The organism is Thioclava kandeliae (genome assembly GCF_040297545.1).
GTDB classification, from domain to species: Bacteria; Pseudomonadota; Alphaproteobacteria; order Rhodobacterales; family Rhodobacteraceae; genus Thioclava; species Thioclava kandeliae.
Genome location: NZ_JAYWLC010000002.1, coordinates 115524 through 131764, shown reverse-complemented (window position 1 = coordinate 131764; position 16241 = coordinate 115524). Strand labels below are relative to the sequence as shown.

At 61.6% G+C, this 16241-nt stretch carries 14 protein-coding genes and 1 other annotated feature; of the genes, 4 read left to right on the top strand and 10 right to left on the bottom strand.

Annotated features, from left to right (window positions below):
• Positions 1-152 precede the first annotated feature (152 nt).
• Positions 153-641, top strand: coding sequence for a hypothetical protein (locus tag VSX56_RS03275; protein WP_339113603.1), 489 nt, complete (start codon positions 153-155; stop codon positions 639-641).
• Between the two features lie 165 nt (positions 642-806).
• On the opposite strand, the gene VSX56_RS03270 is transcribed toward VSX56_RS03275, so the two are convergent.
• From VSX56_RS03270 to VSX56_RS03260, 3 genes are all read right to left on the bottom strand, one after another.
• Entirely contained in the window at positions 807-1304 is a 498-nt protein-coding gene (locus tag VSX56_RS03270; protein WP_339113604.1) for a Dps family protein, read from the bottom strand.
• A 146-nt stretch (positions 1305-1450) separates the two neighbouring features.
• Positions 1451-2293: a universal stress protein gene (locus tag VSX56_RS03265; protein WP_350934826.1), complete on the bottom strand. Its 843-nt coding sequence runs from the start codon at positions 2291-2293 to the stop codon at positions 1451-1453.
• A gap of 10 nt (positions 2294-2303) precedes the next feature.
• Positions 2304-3791, bottom strand: a complete 1488-nt coding sequence (locus tag VSX56_RS03260) for a SulP family inorganic anion transporter (protein WP_350934824.1) — start codon at positions 3789-3791, stop codon at positions 2304-2306.
• 70 nt (positions 3792-3861) lie between these two features.
• Positions 3862-3919 (bottom strand) — a sequence feature (sul1 is cis-regulatory element that is thought to sense ions involved in sulfur or methionine metabolism; They are found in Alphaproteobacteria).
• Positions 3920-4036: 117 nt separating this feature from the next.
• On the opposite strand from VSX56_RS03260, the gene VSX56_RS03255 reads away from it, so the two are divergent.
• Positions 4037-4933: a YihY/virulence factor BrkB family protein gene (locus tag VSX56_RS03255; protein ID WP_339113607.1), complete on the top strand. Its 897-nt coding sequence runs from the start codon at positions 4037-4039 to the stop codon at positions 4931-4933.
• A 23-nt stretch (positions 4934-4956) separates the two neighbouring features.
• Here the strand turns inward: VSX56_RS03255 and VSX56_RS03250 are convergent, their stop codons facing one another.
• From VSX56_RS03250 to VSX56_RS03230, 5 genes are all read right to left on the bottom strand, one after another.
• Positions 4957-8880 carry a translocation/assembly module TamB domain-containing protein gene (locus tag VSX56_RS03250; protein WP_350934821.1) on the bottom strand — a complete coding sequence of 1308 codons (3924 nt, stop codon included), beginning with the start codon at positions 8878-8880 and terminating at the stop codon, positions 4957-4959.
• Positions 8880-10676: an autotransporter assembly complex protein TamA gene (locus tag VSX56_RS03245; RefSeq protein ID WP_350934819.1), complete on the bottom strand. Its 1797-nt coding sequence runs from the start codon at positions 10674-10676 to the stop codon at positions 8880-8882. Before VSX56_RS03245 ends, VSX56_RS03250 begins: the two co-directional genes overlap by 1 nt.
• Positions 10677-10803: 127 nt before the next feature.
• A complete protein-coding gene (locus VSX56_RS03240; RefSeq protein WP_339113610.1) occupies positions 10804-11328 on the bottom strand; it encodes an isopentenyl-diphosphate Delta-isomerase in 525 nt (174 codons plus the stop codon).
• Positions 11329-11467: 139 nt separating this feature from the next.
• Positions 11468-11980 carry a protein-export chaperone SecB gene (gene secB / locus VSX56_RS03235; RefSeq protein WP_339113611.1) on the bottom strand — a complete coding sequence of 171 codons (513 nt, stop codon included), beginning with the start codon at positions 11978-11980 and terminating at the stop codon, positions 11468-11470.
• Between the two features lie 53 nt (positions 11981-12033).
• Entirely contained in the window at positions 12034-12558 is a 525-nt protein-coding gene (locus tag VSX56_RS03230) for an FxsA family protein (protein ID WP_350934816.1), read from the bottom strand.
• Between the two features lie 154 nt (positions 12559-12712).
• Here VSX56_RS03230 and VSX56_RS03225 point away from each other — a divergent pair, with 154 nt between their 5' ends.
• Together VSX56_RS03225 and VSX56_RS03220 are read left to right on the top strand one after the other, a co-directional pair.
• Positions 12713-13369 (top strand): Tim44/TimA family putative adaptor protein, encoded by a 657-nt coding sequence (locus tag VSX56_RS03225; RefSeq protein WP_350934814.1) that lies wholly within the window; start codon positions 12713-12715, stop codon positions 13367-13369.
• An 87-nt stretch (positions 13370-13456) separates the two neighbouring features.
• Positions 13457-14071, top strand: coding sequence for a Smr/MutS family protein (locus tag VSX56_RS03220; RefSeq protein WP_350935188.1), 615 nt, complete (start codon positions 13457-13459; stop codon positions 14069-14071).
• Here VSX56_RS03220 and VSX56_RS03215 read toward each other — a convergent pair.
• The gene (locus tag VSX56_RS03215) at positions 14047-14772 is read right to left on the bottom strand and encodes a DUF1194 domain-containing protein (RefSeq protein WP_350934812.1); all 726 of its coding nucleotides are present in this window, start codon (positions 14770-14772) and stop codon (positions 14047-14049) included. The genes VSX56_RS03220 and VSX56_RS03215 overlap by 25 nt on opposite strands.
• 158 nt (positions 14773-14930) lie before the next feature.
• Entirely contained in the window at positions 14931-16238 is a 1308-nt protein-coding gene (gene hslU, locus VSX56_RS03210; RefSeq protein WP_350934810.1) for an ATP-dependent protease ATPase subunit HslU, read from the bottom strand.
• Positions 16239-16241 lie beyond the last annotated feature (3 nt).

Genomic DNA, 16241 nt, shown 5'->3' with positions numbered 1-16241 from the left:
ATCGCGTCCGGGGCTTTTTCATTTTTTTTCATCGGCATAAAGCCGCCCGTTCTTTCGCGCCGCCGTCTTCCTTAGGGGAACCGCTTCGGACAATCCGCGTTGATCTGCCATATGAGCGACCCCGATGAGGGCCGCGTAAATGGAGAAAACGAATGAAACGCATCCTTGCTCTGACCAGTGCGCTCGCGCTTTCCGCAGGCGCTGCTTTCGCCGCATCCGGCCCCGTCAACAGCGTCAACGTGACGACCGATATCGAGGGCGTGACGGATCCGGCCGCAACGGCTTTCTATGAAAAGATGGCTGCCGATGTCGAGACGCAGATCATCGCGGATCTGGGTCCCGCCTATGACGCCGAAAAGCTCGGCTCCAGCATCAAGGTCGACATCACGAGCGCCGAAGTTGCCAGCACCTGGGATCATCTGGCGGATATCGGCGACACCAAGATGGGCGCGCAGATCAACGTCTATTCCGCCACCGACAACGCCAAATTCGATCACTATGACCTGGATGTCGGCTTCCCCAATATCGCTGTCTCCCTGCCCGAGGGCACCGATGCCACGGCACTTACGGTCGATGATCCGGTCTATTACAATGCCCTTGTCGATCTCTTCTCGGACGCGGTTGTCGAGCGCCTGAAATAACACTCACGGCACTGCCGCCAGAGCCCCGGTCTTCAGGCCGGGGCTTTATTCTATCTGCATGGCATACCCAAAACGCCGCATAATCAGGGCGCCCTTGCGGCAGCCTCCTCAAGGCATAAAAAAACCGGGCTTGATGCCCGGTTTTCCATCGCAGATCCGCTCCGCTTATTTCGCAAGATGCGAACGGAGCATCCATGCCATTTTCTCGTGCTGGCCTGCAACGCCACCCAGTAGATCGTCGGTGGCGTGGTCGTTATGCTCGTCGGCCAGCTCGATCACATCCTGAATGCGGGCAGCAATCGCCTCATGATCTTTCACCAGATCGGCAATCATCTCTTCCGCCGTGGGTTTGCCATCCAGCTCGTCCAGCTGCGAGAAGGCATTGAGTTGCTTGAGGTTCATCGGTGCCAGCTCGCCCAGGGCGCGCACGCGTTCGGCGATGACATCGGCGCTCTCGAACAACTCGCCATATTGCTCCTCGGTCAGAAGGTGCAGCGGACGGAACAGCGGGCCCTCTACATTCCAGTGATAGAACTGAGTTTTGATCGCCAGCTTATAGACGTCGGACGCAACCTGGTTCACGGCTTTGGCCATGACTTTCTTGCCTTCGACACCCGTATTCACTTTTTCGGCTTTGGGTTTGACTTGCAGAACGTTGTCCATGAAATGGTCTCCTCTGGTTGCGGGCCGGGCGCGGAAATCCCACACCGCACGGCCCTCCATGCGTTTCACCTAGACAACGAAAAAGGCGCGCCACCGTTCCGTGACGCGCCTCGTTTTTTTGGGTGTGATCTGTCGCGAATGCGTGATTAGCGCATCAGCAGCACCGGCACCTTGCAGGCGCGGATCAAGGCGGTGGTGGTCGAGCCGATGATGAAGGAGCGGATACGCGAATGGCCGTAGGCCCCCATCACGATCATATCGATCCCGTCACTCTCGATATGTTTCACCAGCGCTTTCTCGGGCTCGCCCTCGATGGACACGGGACGGGTCTTCAGGCCCGACCCTTCGAGCATCGCGCAGCCCTCGCGGGCTTTGACCTCGGCCCCTTCGCCCACCGACACCACCTGCACCTCTAGGTCGGTGAAGATCGGCGAGGTGGCCAGCACGGCCATCGCCCGCTTGGCCGAGACCCCGCCATCATAGGCGATGGCCACCTTGGCCACCGGCGAAAAGGCACGGTTGGCTACCAGCACCGGCACCTTGCTCGAGCGGATTGCCCGCTCGAGATTGGAGCCCAGATGGTCCATCGCGATATCGGCCTGATCGCCGCGTTTGCCGATGATCATGACGCGGACTTCCGCCTCGCGCTCGGTCACCGCATCCAGAAGCTCGCCATTGCGCAGCTGGGTGGTTACTCCGGTGCCACCTGCCTCGATCACCCGCGCCTGTGCATCCTCGAGGATTGCACGGCCCCGCTGCGAGACAAGCTTGGCGCGCTGTGCATCGATGGTGGCCAGCTGTTCCATCAGCGACGAGCGCGCGCCAAGCGCGATCGTCCCCGACAGATCCTCCTTGGGTTCGGGCGCACGGCCCAGCACATGAACGAGCTCGGCCGGTGCGCCCAGCCGCGCCATCGCCCAGGCGGTATAGTCGCATACGCTCGCGGAATAATGCGATCCGTCGACGAAAGAGATGATCTTTTTGTCCATTCTCTTCTCCTTAATGGCCCGAAAGCGCCGCATCGGCACCGGGTTTATCGGCCTGCCCCAGACGCCCGACAAGGCTCTCCGACATCCGGTCCATCCCGACCAGCTCGACCTCCGCCCCGTCACGGCGGAATTTCAGCACCGCCATATCAACAGCAGAAACCGCCGAAAGATCCCAGATCTTGGCATCGGTCACATCGATCACCACCCGATCCAGCGTCTCGTGGAAATCGAAGGCTGCCATGAAATCTTCCGTGGCACCATAGAAGAGCTGCCCGTGCACCCGATAGGTGCGCACGCGCCCGTCGGACGACAGCTCGGAGGTCAGATGGAACTGGCGCGCGATCTTGGCCGCAAAGAAGCAGCCCGATAGCAGCACACCCACCAACACACCGATGGCAAGGTTATGGGTCGCCACAACCACAACCACCACGGCCAGCATCACCGCGCTCGAGGTCTTGGGATGGGTCGCCAGATCGCGGATCGAGGACCAGCTGAACGTGCCGATCGACACCATGATCATGATCGCCACCAGCGCCCCCATCGGGATCTGGCTGACCCACGGGCCCAGCACTACACAGAAGATCAGCAGCATCACGCCCGCCACCAACGTCGACAGACGCCCGCGACCGCCGGATTTGATATTGATCATCGACTGGCCGATCATCGCACAGCCTGCCATACCACCGATGAAACCGGTGATCCCGTTGGCGATGCCCTGCCCCACACATTCCTGATTGCGCGAGGATTTCGTATCCGTCAGGTCATTGATCAGATTCTGCGTCATCAGGCTTTCCAGAAGCCCGACCACGGCCACCCCCAGCGCATAGGGGAAGATGATCTTCAGTGTCTCGAGGTTGAACGGCACATCGGGGAGCAGGAAGACCGGCAGCGCATCGGGCAGCTTGCCCATATCGCCCACGGTGCGCACATCCCACCCGAAGCCGATGGAACAGGCCGTGAGGATCACGATCGCCACCAGCGGCGAGGGAACCGCCTTGGTGAAGCGCGGCAGGATGTAGATGATCGCCAAGGCCACCGCAATCACCACAAAGGTGAACATCGGCACTCTCGACGGATCCATCTCGGGGATCTGCGCCATGAAGATGAGGATCGCCAGCGCGTTCACAAAACCGGTCATTACCGATTTCGAGACAAATCGCATCACGAAGCTCACACGGCTGACGCCGATCAGGATCTGGATCAGACCCGCCAGCACGGTAGCCGCCAGCAGATATTCCAGCCCGTGGTCGCGTACGAGGCTGCCCATCAGGACGGCGGTGGCGGCGGTGGCCGCCGAGATCATCCCCGGACGGCCGCCCACGATGGCGGTGATCACGGCAATGGAGAAGCTGGCATAGAGACCCACTTTGGGGTCCACACCGGCGATAATGGAAAAGGCGATGGCTTCGGGGATCAGCGCCAGCGCCACAACAAGGCCCGACAGCACGTCTGCACGCAAGCTGCCGACCCAAGATTTGCGATAAGCATCAAGGTTCATGTCATATCCTAACCGTCTCGGCCTGCGGATCTGGCAGGCTTCACGGAATCTTCGGTTCGTTTTTTAACGGGTTTCTCCGGCGGATCGGCGGCCGGAAGAGCCACCCGGGAGTCGCACCCGGGTCCTGACGATTGGAGTTTGGATACGAAACCGTGACCAAAAGGGCAATGCGTCAGACAGATTTTCTCCGACCCATTGCCCAAAACCTGTCTTGCCGCTTAGCTAACAAGCGAAAAGGAGACACTGTGGCCGTCATTTCCCCCCATATCCTGAGCCTTTCTTGGAGATTCACGGCACAGCTCGTCGGACGGCTGGCAAATGCCAATATCGGGCTGATCGCGGCGGGCGTGGCCTTCTATGCGATGTTCGCAGTCTTTCCGGGTGTGTCGGCCACCATTGCGATCTGGACCGCCTTCGCCGATGCCAACACCATCCGCACCTATCTGGCGGTGGCCGATAATTTCATCCCGCCGCAGGCATGGAACCTGCTTTACGCACAAATCCAGAGCTGGCTGATCTCGACCAATTCCTCCATCGGCTGGGGCACGATCGTCTCACTGGCCATCACGCTGTTTTCGGCACGCGCAGGCGTGGGCGCATTGGTGCTCGGACTGAACGTGATCCACGGGGTAAAGCCGCGCAATACGATCTGGAGCCTGTTCTTCGCCTATTTCATGACGATGGCGCTGGTCGCGGTGATGATCGTGGCGCTGGCCACCATTGTGGCCGTGCCGGTCTTTCTCAACGTCCTGCCCTTCCACAGCAATCCGGCGCTGATGGCGCTGACCAACCTGATGCTCTCCGGCTTGCCCTGGGCTGCGATGTTCCTTCTGATGCTGACGGTGCTGGGCATCCTTTACCGCTATGGCCCGCGCAAAATGGGCCGCCCGCGCGAGAAGCTGTTTACGCTGGGCGCGGTGATCGCCACGCTGGTCTGGGGAGCGGCTAGCTACGGGCTGACCTTCTATCTCAGCAATTTCGCCAGCTATTCCAAACTGTATGGCTCCATCGGGGCGGTCATTGCGCTTTTGCTGTGGCTCTATCTTTCGGCCTTCGCGATCCTGTTCGGCGCCGCCTTCAATGCCGAATTGCGCAAGGAGCGCACCGGCTCTACCAAACCGCTACCCGAACAGACGGAATGAAAAAGGGGCCCGAAGGCCCCTTTTCAGTAGTCTTTCTCCAGATAGACGCCGATCCCGCTATCGCCATCCGACCCGACCGAACCTTTGGCCGTGATGGTTTTGGTCAGATCGAGATTGAGATTGATCTCGGTCTGGCCCGAAGAGCCCAGCTCGACATCGGTGTAGATCTTGTCCGAGATATATTTGCCGGCGGTCACGGTGGCATTGCCATCGCTATCGGTGCCGACATCCAGATCATCGAGCCCCGTGCTATTGCGCAGCTTGGACATGATCCCGTTATCGTTGCGTCCGGCCAGCGTCGCCACAGCGGACGCAAGCTCTGCCGCCTGCAGCGCCGAGATATTGTTCAGCCCCTGCCCGAACAGCAGCTGTGCCAGCACCTCCTCCTGCGGCAGCTCCGGCGAGGAGGTCACATCCAGATCGGGCGAGGTCGCCTCCCCCGAGATCCCCAGCGTGATCGCGTAGTCATTCTTCGTCGTGGTCGCCGAGAAATCGATATAGGGCACAAACTCGCCCTGTAGCGCGATGGAGCCGTTATCGAGCGTGAAGCGCTGATTGAGCACATCAAGCCGCCCGCGCACCAGCTCGAAACTGCCGATCGGGATAACATTGGCCGTGGTGCCGGTAATCCGCAGCTGGCCACCCAGTTCGGCATCGAGCCCGCGTCCGCGCACGAACAGCTGGTTGGGCGCCGAGATGGTAATATCGAGCGGGAAGGCCACCGAAGACCCTCCCGAGCTCTCGCTTTCGGTCTCGAGCACACCCGCCTTGGCCCGCGTGGCGCGCGAGGCCGCGGATTCCGCCACATGGGTGATATCGGGAATGGATTCCACCCCGCCAAGGCCGGTCGAGGGCACGCGGATCTCGGTATCCGAGAGCGCGAGCTTGCCCGCGATCTTCGCCCCGCCGGTCAGCGCGCCATTGATCCCCAGTTGCCCCGTGACACGGGTGTCATAGAGGTTCGGGTCACGGAAGCGCGCGCGGTCCAGCGCAATGGTCAGATCGCTATTATAGGGCGCCGAAAGCGTGATCGGGCCAGACACTTTCACCGTGCCACCTTCCTGGAAATTGGCGCTGGTGGTCAGGTTTACGCGGCCATTGCCCAGCTGGGCATCCACATTGATCCCTTCCAGCGCCAGCGACAGCGTCGGCGCACTGAACCGCAGCCCCTGCCCCGAGACGGTGCCCGACAGCGAATTGAGCGCCAGTGGCCCGTTCAGGTCCAGATCGAAGCGCAGCGGCCCCTCGACCGAGCGCGGCGAGATAAACGCATTGGCCAGCGCCGATTGCGTGCCGCCTTTCACCGCCAGATTGGCCGTGCCGAAATCGGACGCCAGCGTGCCGGTGACCGTGGCATCGGTGTTGCCCGGTCCATTCGCCGAGATATTCACACCATACTGGCTGCCATTATCGGTCACCTGCCCCTTCACCGTCAGTGGACCGGGGAAACCCGGTGCCAGAAGGGCGGTATTGGCCAGCCGCGCATTCAGATCGATCTTGCGCGCGCCCGAGGTCACCGTGCCGCTGGCATCGGCGCTCAGCTGCGGGTTCGAAAGGGTGAATTTCTGCAGCTCGATATCCGTGCCGTTCTGCAGGACCGCCAGTTCCAGCGCGGAATTGCCCGCCAGAAGCTTATCGGCCTGAGACTGACCCACCGCCACATTAGCGGCATTGGCCTTGAGCGTGATCAGGCGGCCATCCGCGCGCTCCTTCACCGCTGCATCGGCGGTGATCTTGCCGCGGTAAGGCGCCCCCAAGCCCGACAGATCGCTCGTCAGGTTCACATCGATCTGTCCTTGCCCGTCCTTCAGCGCGCCGGAGCCCGTGGCCTTCAGATTGGGGTTCGAGATATTGAACTGGTCGAGCGAGATGTCGCCGTCTTTCTCCAGCGCATTCAGGTCGATTACCGTTTTGCCCTGCAGGAATTTGTTCAGCTGCGGCTGGCCCACGGCCACGCCGTTGCCGGTGGCATTAAGCACCACGCGGCGGCCCTCTCCGCCTTCGGTATAATGTGCGTTCAGATCGACCGCACCACCATAGCCCGCGCCCAGCACGTTCAGATTGGCCGAAGCCGTGGCCGTTACATCCGCATTGCCGGTGGCAAGCGACCCCGAGGCCTTGGCCGTCAGCGCCTTGGCATCCGCCGAGAAATTGCGCAGCACGAGACCGTTCTCGTCACGCTTGGCCGAGATCACGATCTTCGACTGGCCCGCAAGGGCTGCATCCGCCTGCGGCTGACCAATGGCGATATCCTGTCCCGTCACATCCACATCGGCGTCAAAGGCGCCGCTAAGCACCGTAAAGCTGCCCTTCACCACACCAAGGATCGAGCCCGAGAGATCGCGCCCCGAAATCTGCGCCAAACGCGCCAGATTGTCATGGCGGATCTGTGCATCGGTGGTGATCACCAGACCTTCGGTCGGGTTCTCGAAGGAGACATCCCCTTCCAGCCCGTAATCGCGCCCCGCCACCCGCAGGGTGGTCAGCTTGATCGGACTGCCCTTGGTCCATGCAAAATCGGTGCGCCCCGTCAGAGCAGGTCCCACAGCCTCGGCCAGCGCCGGATCGCCCATCGCGATGCCCTGCGTGTCAAAGGTCACATTGCCCGCCACAGCCGGTGCATCGGCATCCTGCGTGATCGTGCCCGCGCCATCCAGATTCACCTTGTCCAGAGAGACGGTCGGGCTTTTCAGCGCATCGACAATCCCCGTCAGCGTCCAGTTATCGCCATCGGCCTTGTCATAGCTGAGTTTCAGCGAGGCATCCTGCAGCGTGGTCTGGGCCCCTGTCACAGGCAGCACGACCGGCTCGCCGGTATCGAGCCCCAGATTGAGATCCAGATCGAAGCGGTCCGGCAAGCCACCCGCCGCCAGCGCCAGCGAGCCCTTCACATCCACGGCCTGCGCATCGAGCGAGAGCTGGTTGATATCGGTCTCGCCCGAAGCCTTGGACACGCCCTCCACATCCAGCGAGATATTCTTGCCGAAGAAGTCGTGATATTCGGGCTCCAGCATCGGGGTCACATCGCCCGACAGAGTCGCCTTGAAGGTCTTGTCGGTACCGTCCCCGCCTTGGGTCTGGCCCAGCACCACCTTGCCCGTCAGACGCTGCTGACCATCGGTCGAGAGCGCCATATCGGCCGAGAAATCGCTCAGCGGACCATCACCCGACACCGCCAGCGTCACCGCAGGCGCCCCCGGCAGGCCCAGTTTCTTCGACACGAGCCCGCCCTTGCCTTCCTTGGTCAGGAGGTCCAGCGACAGGGTCTGGTCATCATTCGAATAGGCGGCATTGAGCGAGAACTGGCCCTCGACATCATCGGTGCGGTCCACCACCAGCTTGGCCTTGCCGGAGCCATCCGCGAGCCCGAGCGATCCGTTGACCTTGAAGGTGATCGGCTCGCCCAGAATCGCCTCGCCCAGCTTCACCTCGCCCACATCCAGCTTGTCGACATTCAGCGACACCGGAAGATCGGGCAGCGAGAAGGGCTTGGCCTCGGCATCGGGCACCTCGACGCCTTCCTGCGCCGCAGGCAGGCGGGTCAGCTCGATCGAGCTGGCCGAAAGCTCCTTGATATCGATATTGCCGCGCAGAATGGCCGAGCGGTTCCACGAAAGCCCCGCATTGTTAATCACGAGCCACGGACCCTGATCATCGGAAATCGTCAGCTTGTCGAAAGTCGCGCGCGAGGACAGTGCCCCCTTGAACCCGTCCAGACGGATCGTGCGCCCCTCGCCCGAGAGCTTGTCCTCGATCAGGCCGGTCAGATAGGAGCGGTCACGCTTGGACTCATCAGACGTGTCACTACCGGTGGTCTTGACGGTGGTGCCATCCTCGGTCTGGGTGGTCGTGGACTGACCATCCGCCGATTGGGTGGTCGTCGTCTCCTGCGCAAAGCCCGTAAGCGGCCAGAGCGCGACCAGTGCGATTGCAAGTTTCTTCATCATCAGAATGCCTGCCCCAAACCGACGTAAAGCTGCACGCCCTCGCCCGTATCCCCACCAACCGGTGCGGCCACATCCAGACGGATCGGACCGATGCCGGTCTTGTAGCGCAGGCCCAGACCCGCGCCGGATTGCCAGTCTCCCGTGCCGTCATCACCGACCCAGCCCATGTCATAGAAGGCCACCGCCCCGATGCTTTCGGTAATACCCATGCGGAATTCGCCCGAAAGCCCCGCAAATTCGGTGCCACCGGTCTTGAGCGTGCCGTCTTCGAGCTTGGTGACGCCCAATGACTGGTAGGGTTGGCCGCGCACGGTGCCGCCACCGCCCGAGTAGAACAGATAATCACGCGGGGTCTCTTCGAGCGAGGACCCCACAACGATGCCGTATTGTGCCCGTCCAGCCAGCACGAAACGGTCATCGGCGCCAAAGCCGAAATAGCCGCGCAGGTCACCGGTGGATTGCAGGCCGGTGCCCGTCGAGGAGTTGAGGCCCACGAAAGGCGTCAGCCCGATCTTGGCATAATATCCTTTGGTCGCGTCGGTCGAGCTGTCGCGCTTGTCGATGGTCAGCGTGCCGGGAGCAGAGATCTGGCTGAAATAGGTATCGCCCACATCATCGGTCACCTGCGACCAGTTATAGGCCAAGCCCAGTTCGCCAGTGATATCCTCGTTGAAATAGCGCGTCAGACCCGCGCCGATCTCGAAGGCGTTCTCGTCGTAATCATCGGTTGATTCACGGGAAACAGAGGTCTCGGCATAGGCCGAGGTATCGGGTGAGAAGGTCGCCGGACGGTCGATGCGCACGCCGAGGCTGTAATCCGCGCCACCATCCGAACCACCGATCCCGGAGACATCCGCATCCACCCGCAGCCGCTCCGCACCGCCAAAGAGGTTGCGGTGCAGCCAGTAGCCCGAGAGCGTCAGCCCGTCCACGGTCTGGTATTCGACACCCGCCCCCAGACGGCGGCGCTTATCCTCGACCACGCCCAGCGTGTAATCGAGCGAATCATCGGGGTTCAGCTTATCGGCCTCGGTCAAGGTCATCGAGCTGAAGACGCTGGCGCGGCGGAGGCGGGTGCGCACCAGCTCCAGCTCGTCGGGATCGAAGACCTGTCCTTTGGGGAAGCCCGCGATTGCACGGATCCGTTCCTCGCGCATGCGCTTGTAACCGGTGATCGTCAGGTTACCGAAACTGACCTTCGGGCCCGGATCTAGGCGTATATCGGTGGCCAGCGTGTCGCTGCGATGGTCGGCGGTGATCTTCTGGGACGCCACATCGGCCTTGGCATGGCCCTGCGCCTCCCAGCCAGTGACGGCGGTCTGCGCGGCAGACCGGATCACGCTGGTGCGCGCGGTCTGCCCCGCCTTGAAACCGTCAGGCAATTCGGTCTTGGGCGCAAGCGGCGCGATATCGGCCTTCGAGAAGGTGAATTTCGGGCCGGGATCGACCGTAATCTGGATCGAGGAAATGGTCGAAGGCGCATCGAGCGGGGCGATGCTCGCGGCTTCCTTGCCATTCACCAGAATCGAGATCGTGGGCGAATAATATCCCTCATCATAAAGCGCGGCGAGAATACGGGCATAATCGGCGCGGGCAGACCCGAAGAGATCCTGCGCATCGGGCGCATCGTCCCCTGTCTTATCCTCGGCGCTGACCACGAGCGAGGCGCCCTTCAGCGCCTCTGTCAGATCCTCGTCGCCGCCGGCAACCTGAAATTGAAGATTGCCCTGCGCCAATGCCGCCCCTCCGATTACGGAAAGCACGATCCCTGCCAGACCTAATTTTGTGACGCGCACCTGACTGCCCCTTTTCGCGGTATTTTGCGAAACAGTTGCAGCTATCGGAAGATTTTTCCAGTCCGGCGGCGACAATTTGCGGGGAATATTGCCTAGATCAGCAAATGTGATCCGGTCGACGCGGCTCTCAGCCGAGGCTTTTGAAAATCCGGTCTTTATGACCCGTCATATAGATCGATAGCCAGCGCGAGAAACGATGGGGATGCCGGTCGACCTCGGCGGCCAGATCATGCAGATCGACCCATTTGACCTCGGCCACCTCTTCGGGCGCAGGGCTCACCGCCAGATCGCGGGGCGCATCGGCCAGAAACACATCCACCACCTCGTGCTCGATCAGCCCGCCCCCCACATCCGCGCGGTATTCCAGCCGGTCGGCATGGCTCGGGTAGAGCCCCGTGATCCCCAGCTCCTGACGCATACGACGGATGGCGCAGTCATGCTGCGCCTCGTCCCAATGGGGATGGGTGCAGCAGCTATTGGCCCAAAGACCCGCCGAGTGGTATTTGCCCTCGGCGCGTTTCTGGATAAGCACCTCGCGCCCCGACATCACGAAAACCGAAACAGCCTTGTGCCGCAGCCCGAGACGATGCGCCTCGAGCTTGTCGACGGGGGTCAGCTCCTCGCCGACCCAGGCAGGGATAAGATCGGTCATCGCACACTCCTCAATAGCGAACGCCGCTGCAAGAGATGCTTGCAGCGGCGTCAAAAGTCACGGGGGCAGATCGTCGCGGGAGACAGATTGTCGCGGGGGCAGCCTGTCTCAGGCCGCGCCCACGCCTACCCCGTCAGGCTTAGTTGGCAGTTTCGCCGGAAGCGGCCTGAACCTCGGCGCGGCGCGCCAGTTCGGAGCGGTAAAGCTGCACGAAATCAACCATTTCGAGGTTAAAGGGCGGGAAGCCGCCATCGCGCGTCACATCCGAGACGATCCGGCGGATGAAGGGGAACAGCTGGCGCGGGCACTCGATCAGCAGGAAGGGGTGCATCTGGTCGGCCGGCACGCCCTCGACATGGAAGATCCCGCCATATTCCAGCTCCAGAAGATAGAGCGGCGTATTGGTGGATTTGTTGTTCGACGTGACCTTGAACTTGCAGATCACCTCGTACTGGTTGTCGGCCTGACGCTTCTTGGCATCAAGGCTGACCTGAACCTGCATCTCGGGCTGGACATCCGCCGAGGTCAGACCTTTCTGGGCGACCATATTCTCGAAGGACATATCCCGCACGAATTGCGCAAGGATCTGCATCTTCAGAGCCTGCTGGGCATCCCCAGCTGCCGGAGCGGCCGCAGTGGTTTCTTCGGTCATATCGTTCTCCAAATCACTTTGACGAAATGTCTAGCACTGGCGCGGCCTTCTCTTCAATGCCGCGTCCAGCCGGAATTCCCCGGACGGGGCGGGTTTTCGGAATCAATTTCTTCAAATTCGCCGTCAATTACGCCCGGCCCCTGTTTAGCGCCGCGATTTTGGGCAGAACCGAAGTCACGCGGATCATCAAAGCCTTGCGACCCCATCCCGCCACCCATCTGGAAGCTCTGCATCTTCACGCGCTTGGCCAGCTGTCCCGTCACCCAGTCGCGCACAGCCGGGATCAGCAGCAAGAGACCACAAGCATCCGTGAAGAACCCCGGCGTCAGCAACAGCGCCCCCGCCAGCAGGATCAGCGCACCATGCGCCAAGGGACGCGACGGATCATTCAGCTCCGCCATCGAACGGCGCAACTCGGCCATGGCCTGGGCCCCTTGCGAGCGCACGAGCGAAGTCCCGATGATCGCCGTCAGCACGACGATGGCGAGCGTTGGCCACAGCCCGATCAGCCCGCCGACCTGAATGAACAGGCCGATCTCGATAATCGGCACCAGCAGAAAGGCCAGAAAGATCCACATGGGTTAGTCCTTGATCCAGTCCATAAAACTGCCATTCCCGCCCTCTTGCCTGCATTAGATCACGGCATGGACTTGAACAGCCTCCTGTCATACATATGTGCCCAAGAGCGAAATACCAAGTCGCCCTCCAGATGCCGTCGCCCAAGGGACCCAGATGAACAACTCAATCATCCAGCTAATCGTTCTTGCAGCTGTCGCGATCTTTTTGATCCTGCGCCTCAAAAGCGTGCTTGGAACCCGTGACGGCTTCGAACGCTCCGCGAAGGACACCGCGCCGGAACCCGAGGAGACGAAACAGAAATTCGAGGTCATTGATGGCGGCCCCGATCTGGACATCACCGACCATGTGCCCGAGGGCTCGTCCTCGGCCAATGCGCTGGCCGCGATGAAACGGCTGGAGCCCAGCTTCGAGGTCGGTGGCTTCCTCAAAGGCGCCCGCGGGGCCTACGAGATGATCCTGATGGCTTTCGAGCGGGGCCAGCTGGACGAGGTCAAACCCTTCCTATCGCCGCCCGTCTACGAGGCATTCGCAGCAGCCATCGCCGATCGCAAGGCGCGTGGCCTGACGGTCGAGGCCGAATTCATGGGCCTGCGCGAACTGGCTCTGGATGCGGCCACCCTTGATGGCGATAATGATGCCGAACTGACCGTGCGCTTTGTGGGTGAGCTGGTCTCGGTCTCGCGCGATGCGCAGGGCAACGTGGTCGAAGGCGACCCGCGCACGGCCCGCAAACAGCGCGATGTCTGGACCTTTGCCCGCAAGATGGGCGCAGCCGACCCGAACTGGGTGCTCGTGGCCACGGGCGGCTAAGATGGCCCGCGCCTGCATATCTCCGCTCTACGCCGCCACAGGGGCGGCGTTTTGCATCGCCCTCCAGACAAGGTGGGGCTGAGCCGGATGGCGCGCAAACGCAAACTCAGCGAGGAGGAGCGCGAGCTCTGGGACCGCGTGGCACGCACCACGCGGCTTTTTCATGGCACACGCAAACCCGAGCAGCCGGATGAGGAGGCGCTGGCCAAACCGCCGACGCCCCTCGAGAAGCCCCTCCCCGATCCGCCCAAGGCCGATCTGGGAAAGCTGCGGCTGGGCGGCGCGACCCCGCGGACAGGGTGGTCGCATACGCCGCCCAAATCGATCGCCGATAGCCTCCGGACCCAGCCACTGCGCATGGATCATAAGGCCCACAAGCAGATGACCCGCGGAAAGCTGGTGCCCGATGCCCGTATCGACCTGCACGGGATGACACAGGCCGAAGCCCATCCCGAGCTGATCAGCTTTATCCTGCGGGCGCAGGATCACGGGCACCGGCTGGTTCTGGTGATCACCGGCAAGGGCAAGGTCGTGGAGGATTGGGATCCGATCCCGACCCGTCGTGGTGTGCTGCGCCATCAGGTGCCGCAATGGCTGCGTCTGCCGCCGCTCGGCCCCGTGGTGATGCAGGTGTCACAGGCCCATCAGCGCCATGGCGGCGAAGGGGCCTATTACGTCTATCTTCGCAAACTGCGCGGATAATCCGGTTGCAGCCGAGGCTCCAGCATCACGAAGGAAGCCGGCGAGATTTCCCGCAAGAGTTTGCGCGTCATCGCCTCCTGATAATCCTGATAGCTTTGCGCCACTTCTACAAAGGCCGCAGGTCCGTGAAGCACCTGCGCCTCGAAATAGGGGATCGGCGAGGGTAATTCTCCCTCGATCACCAGCGCATTCACCGTGATCCCCGACATATCCGCCGCCGCATAGGCGCTCTGTGGCGGGAAGCCCGCATTGTTGATGCCATCACCCGCCACATCGATGATCTTGCGATAACAGTCCTCGGGCGCGCGGTTGAGCGCGATCACGGCCTCGCCCAACGCATAGCCCAGAGCGGTCGGATAATTGCTGACCGGCCTCGGCATGGCCCGCATCCGCTCGGCCGCGCCAATGATCGTATCGGGACTATCCACAAAGACCCAAGGCAGGGTCTCGTAGATCTGGTAGGTCCCGCTCCACTCGAAGCCGTAAAGCCAGATCCCACCACGATCCTCGATGGCCTGTATCACCTCCGGATTGGCCAGAGCCAGGGCCATTCCGTCTTTTTGTAAAGTATACTCGCGACTGTCGATCGAGGCGGAAATGTCGAGTGCCAGAACCAGTGCCAGATCGCAGCGCGCTTGTGCCTGCAGGGGCAAAAGCCCCAATGCCAAACCAATGGCAACCATCCATCGTTGGAGTCTCATACGCTCTCCTTTCGATTTCCAGCCGCTCGGAACGAGGGGCCTGATCAAAAGGGTCGGCAAGAAAGGTTAATTCAACAATAAGAATTTATCCTACGGTTGCAAACCTGTCATGAATAGGGGCGCAAAGCCATGCCTTGCGCCCCTATTTTGTGCACATGTTACAAAACATACCGGCTGAGATCGGAAGATTTGGCCAAAGCGCCCACCTCGTTCTCGACAAATGCTGCGTCAATCTGCACCGTTTCGCCCCCGCGATCCGGCGCGGTGAAGGACAGTTCCTCGAACACCCGCTCCATCACCGTATAAAGACGGCGCGCCCCGATATTCTCGACCGTGGCATTCACCTCGGCGGCAATTCGCGCCAGAGCGGCGATCCCGTCCTCGGTGAATTCCACCACCACCTCCTCTGTGCCCATCAAGGCGGTATACTGACGGGTCAGCGCATTGTCAGTCTCGGTGAGGATACGGACGAAATCCGCCTCGGTCAGCGCGCGCAGTTCCACACGGATCGGCAGACGGCCCTGCAGCTCGGGCAAAAGGTCCGAAGGCTTGGCGATATGGAAGGCCCCCGAGGCGATGAACAGGATATGGTCGGTCTTCACCGGACCATGTTTGGTCGAGACCGTCGTGCCCTCGATCAGCGGCAGCAGATCCCGCTGCACCCCCTCGCGCGAGACATCGCCGCCACGGGTTTCCTGCCGCGCGCAGACCTTGTCGATCTCGTCGATGAACACAATCCCGCCATGCTGCACGGCCTCCAACGCGGCCTCCTTGACCTTCTCGTCATCCAGCAGCTTGTCGGCCTCCTCGGCAATCAGAAGTTCATAGCTCTCCTTCACGGTGACCTTGCGACGCTGCTTCCGGCCTGACCCGAACGCCTTGAACAATTCCTGCAGCCCCTGCATCTGTTGCTCCATGCCGGGCTGGCCGCCCATCATGCCCAAAGGCATGCCGCCCGTGGGATCGGAGATCTCGATCTCGATCTCCTTATCGTCCAGCATCCCGTCGCGCAGCTTCTTGCGGAACATCTCGCGGGTCGACTCACGGGCGTCGGTGCCGGCAATCGCCTCGATCACGCGCTCTTCGGCGGCTGCGTGGGCGCGGGCCTTGACCTCTTCACGCATATGCTCGCGGGTCTCGACCAGTGCCACATCGGTCAGATCGCGGATGATCTGCTCGACATCGCGGCCCACATAGCCCACTTCGGTGAACTTGGTCGCCTCGACCTTCAGGAAGGGCGCCTTGGCCAGTTTCGCCAAGCGACGCGAGATCTCGGTCTTGCCGACGCCGGTCGGGCCGATCATCAGGATGTTCTTGGGATAGACTTCGTCGCGGATGTCATCGGACAGCTTGTGGCGGCGCCAGCGGTTGCGCAGGGCCACAGCTACGGCCTTCTTGGCCTCGGACTGGCCGATGATGAAGCGGTCAAGCTCGGATACGATTTCACGCGGGGTGAGAGTGCTCATGGA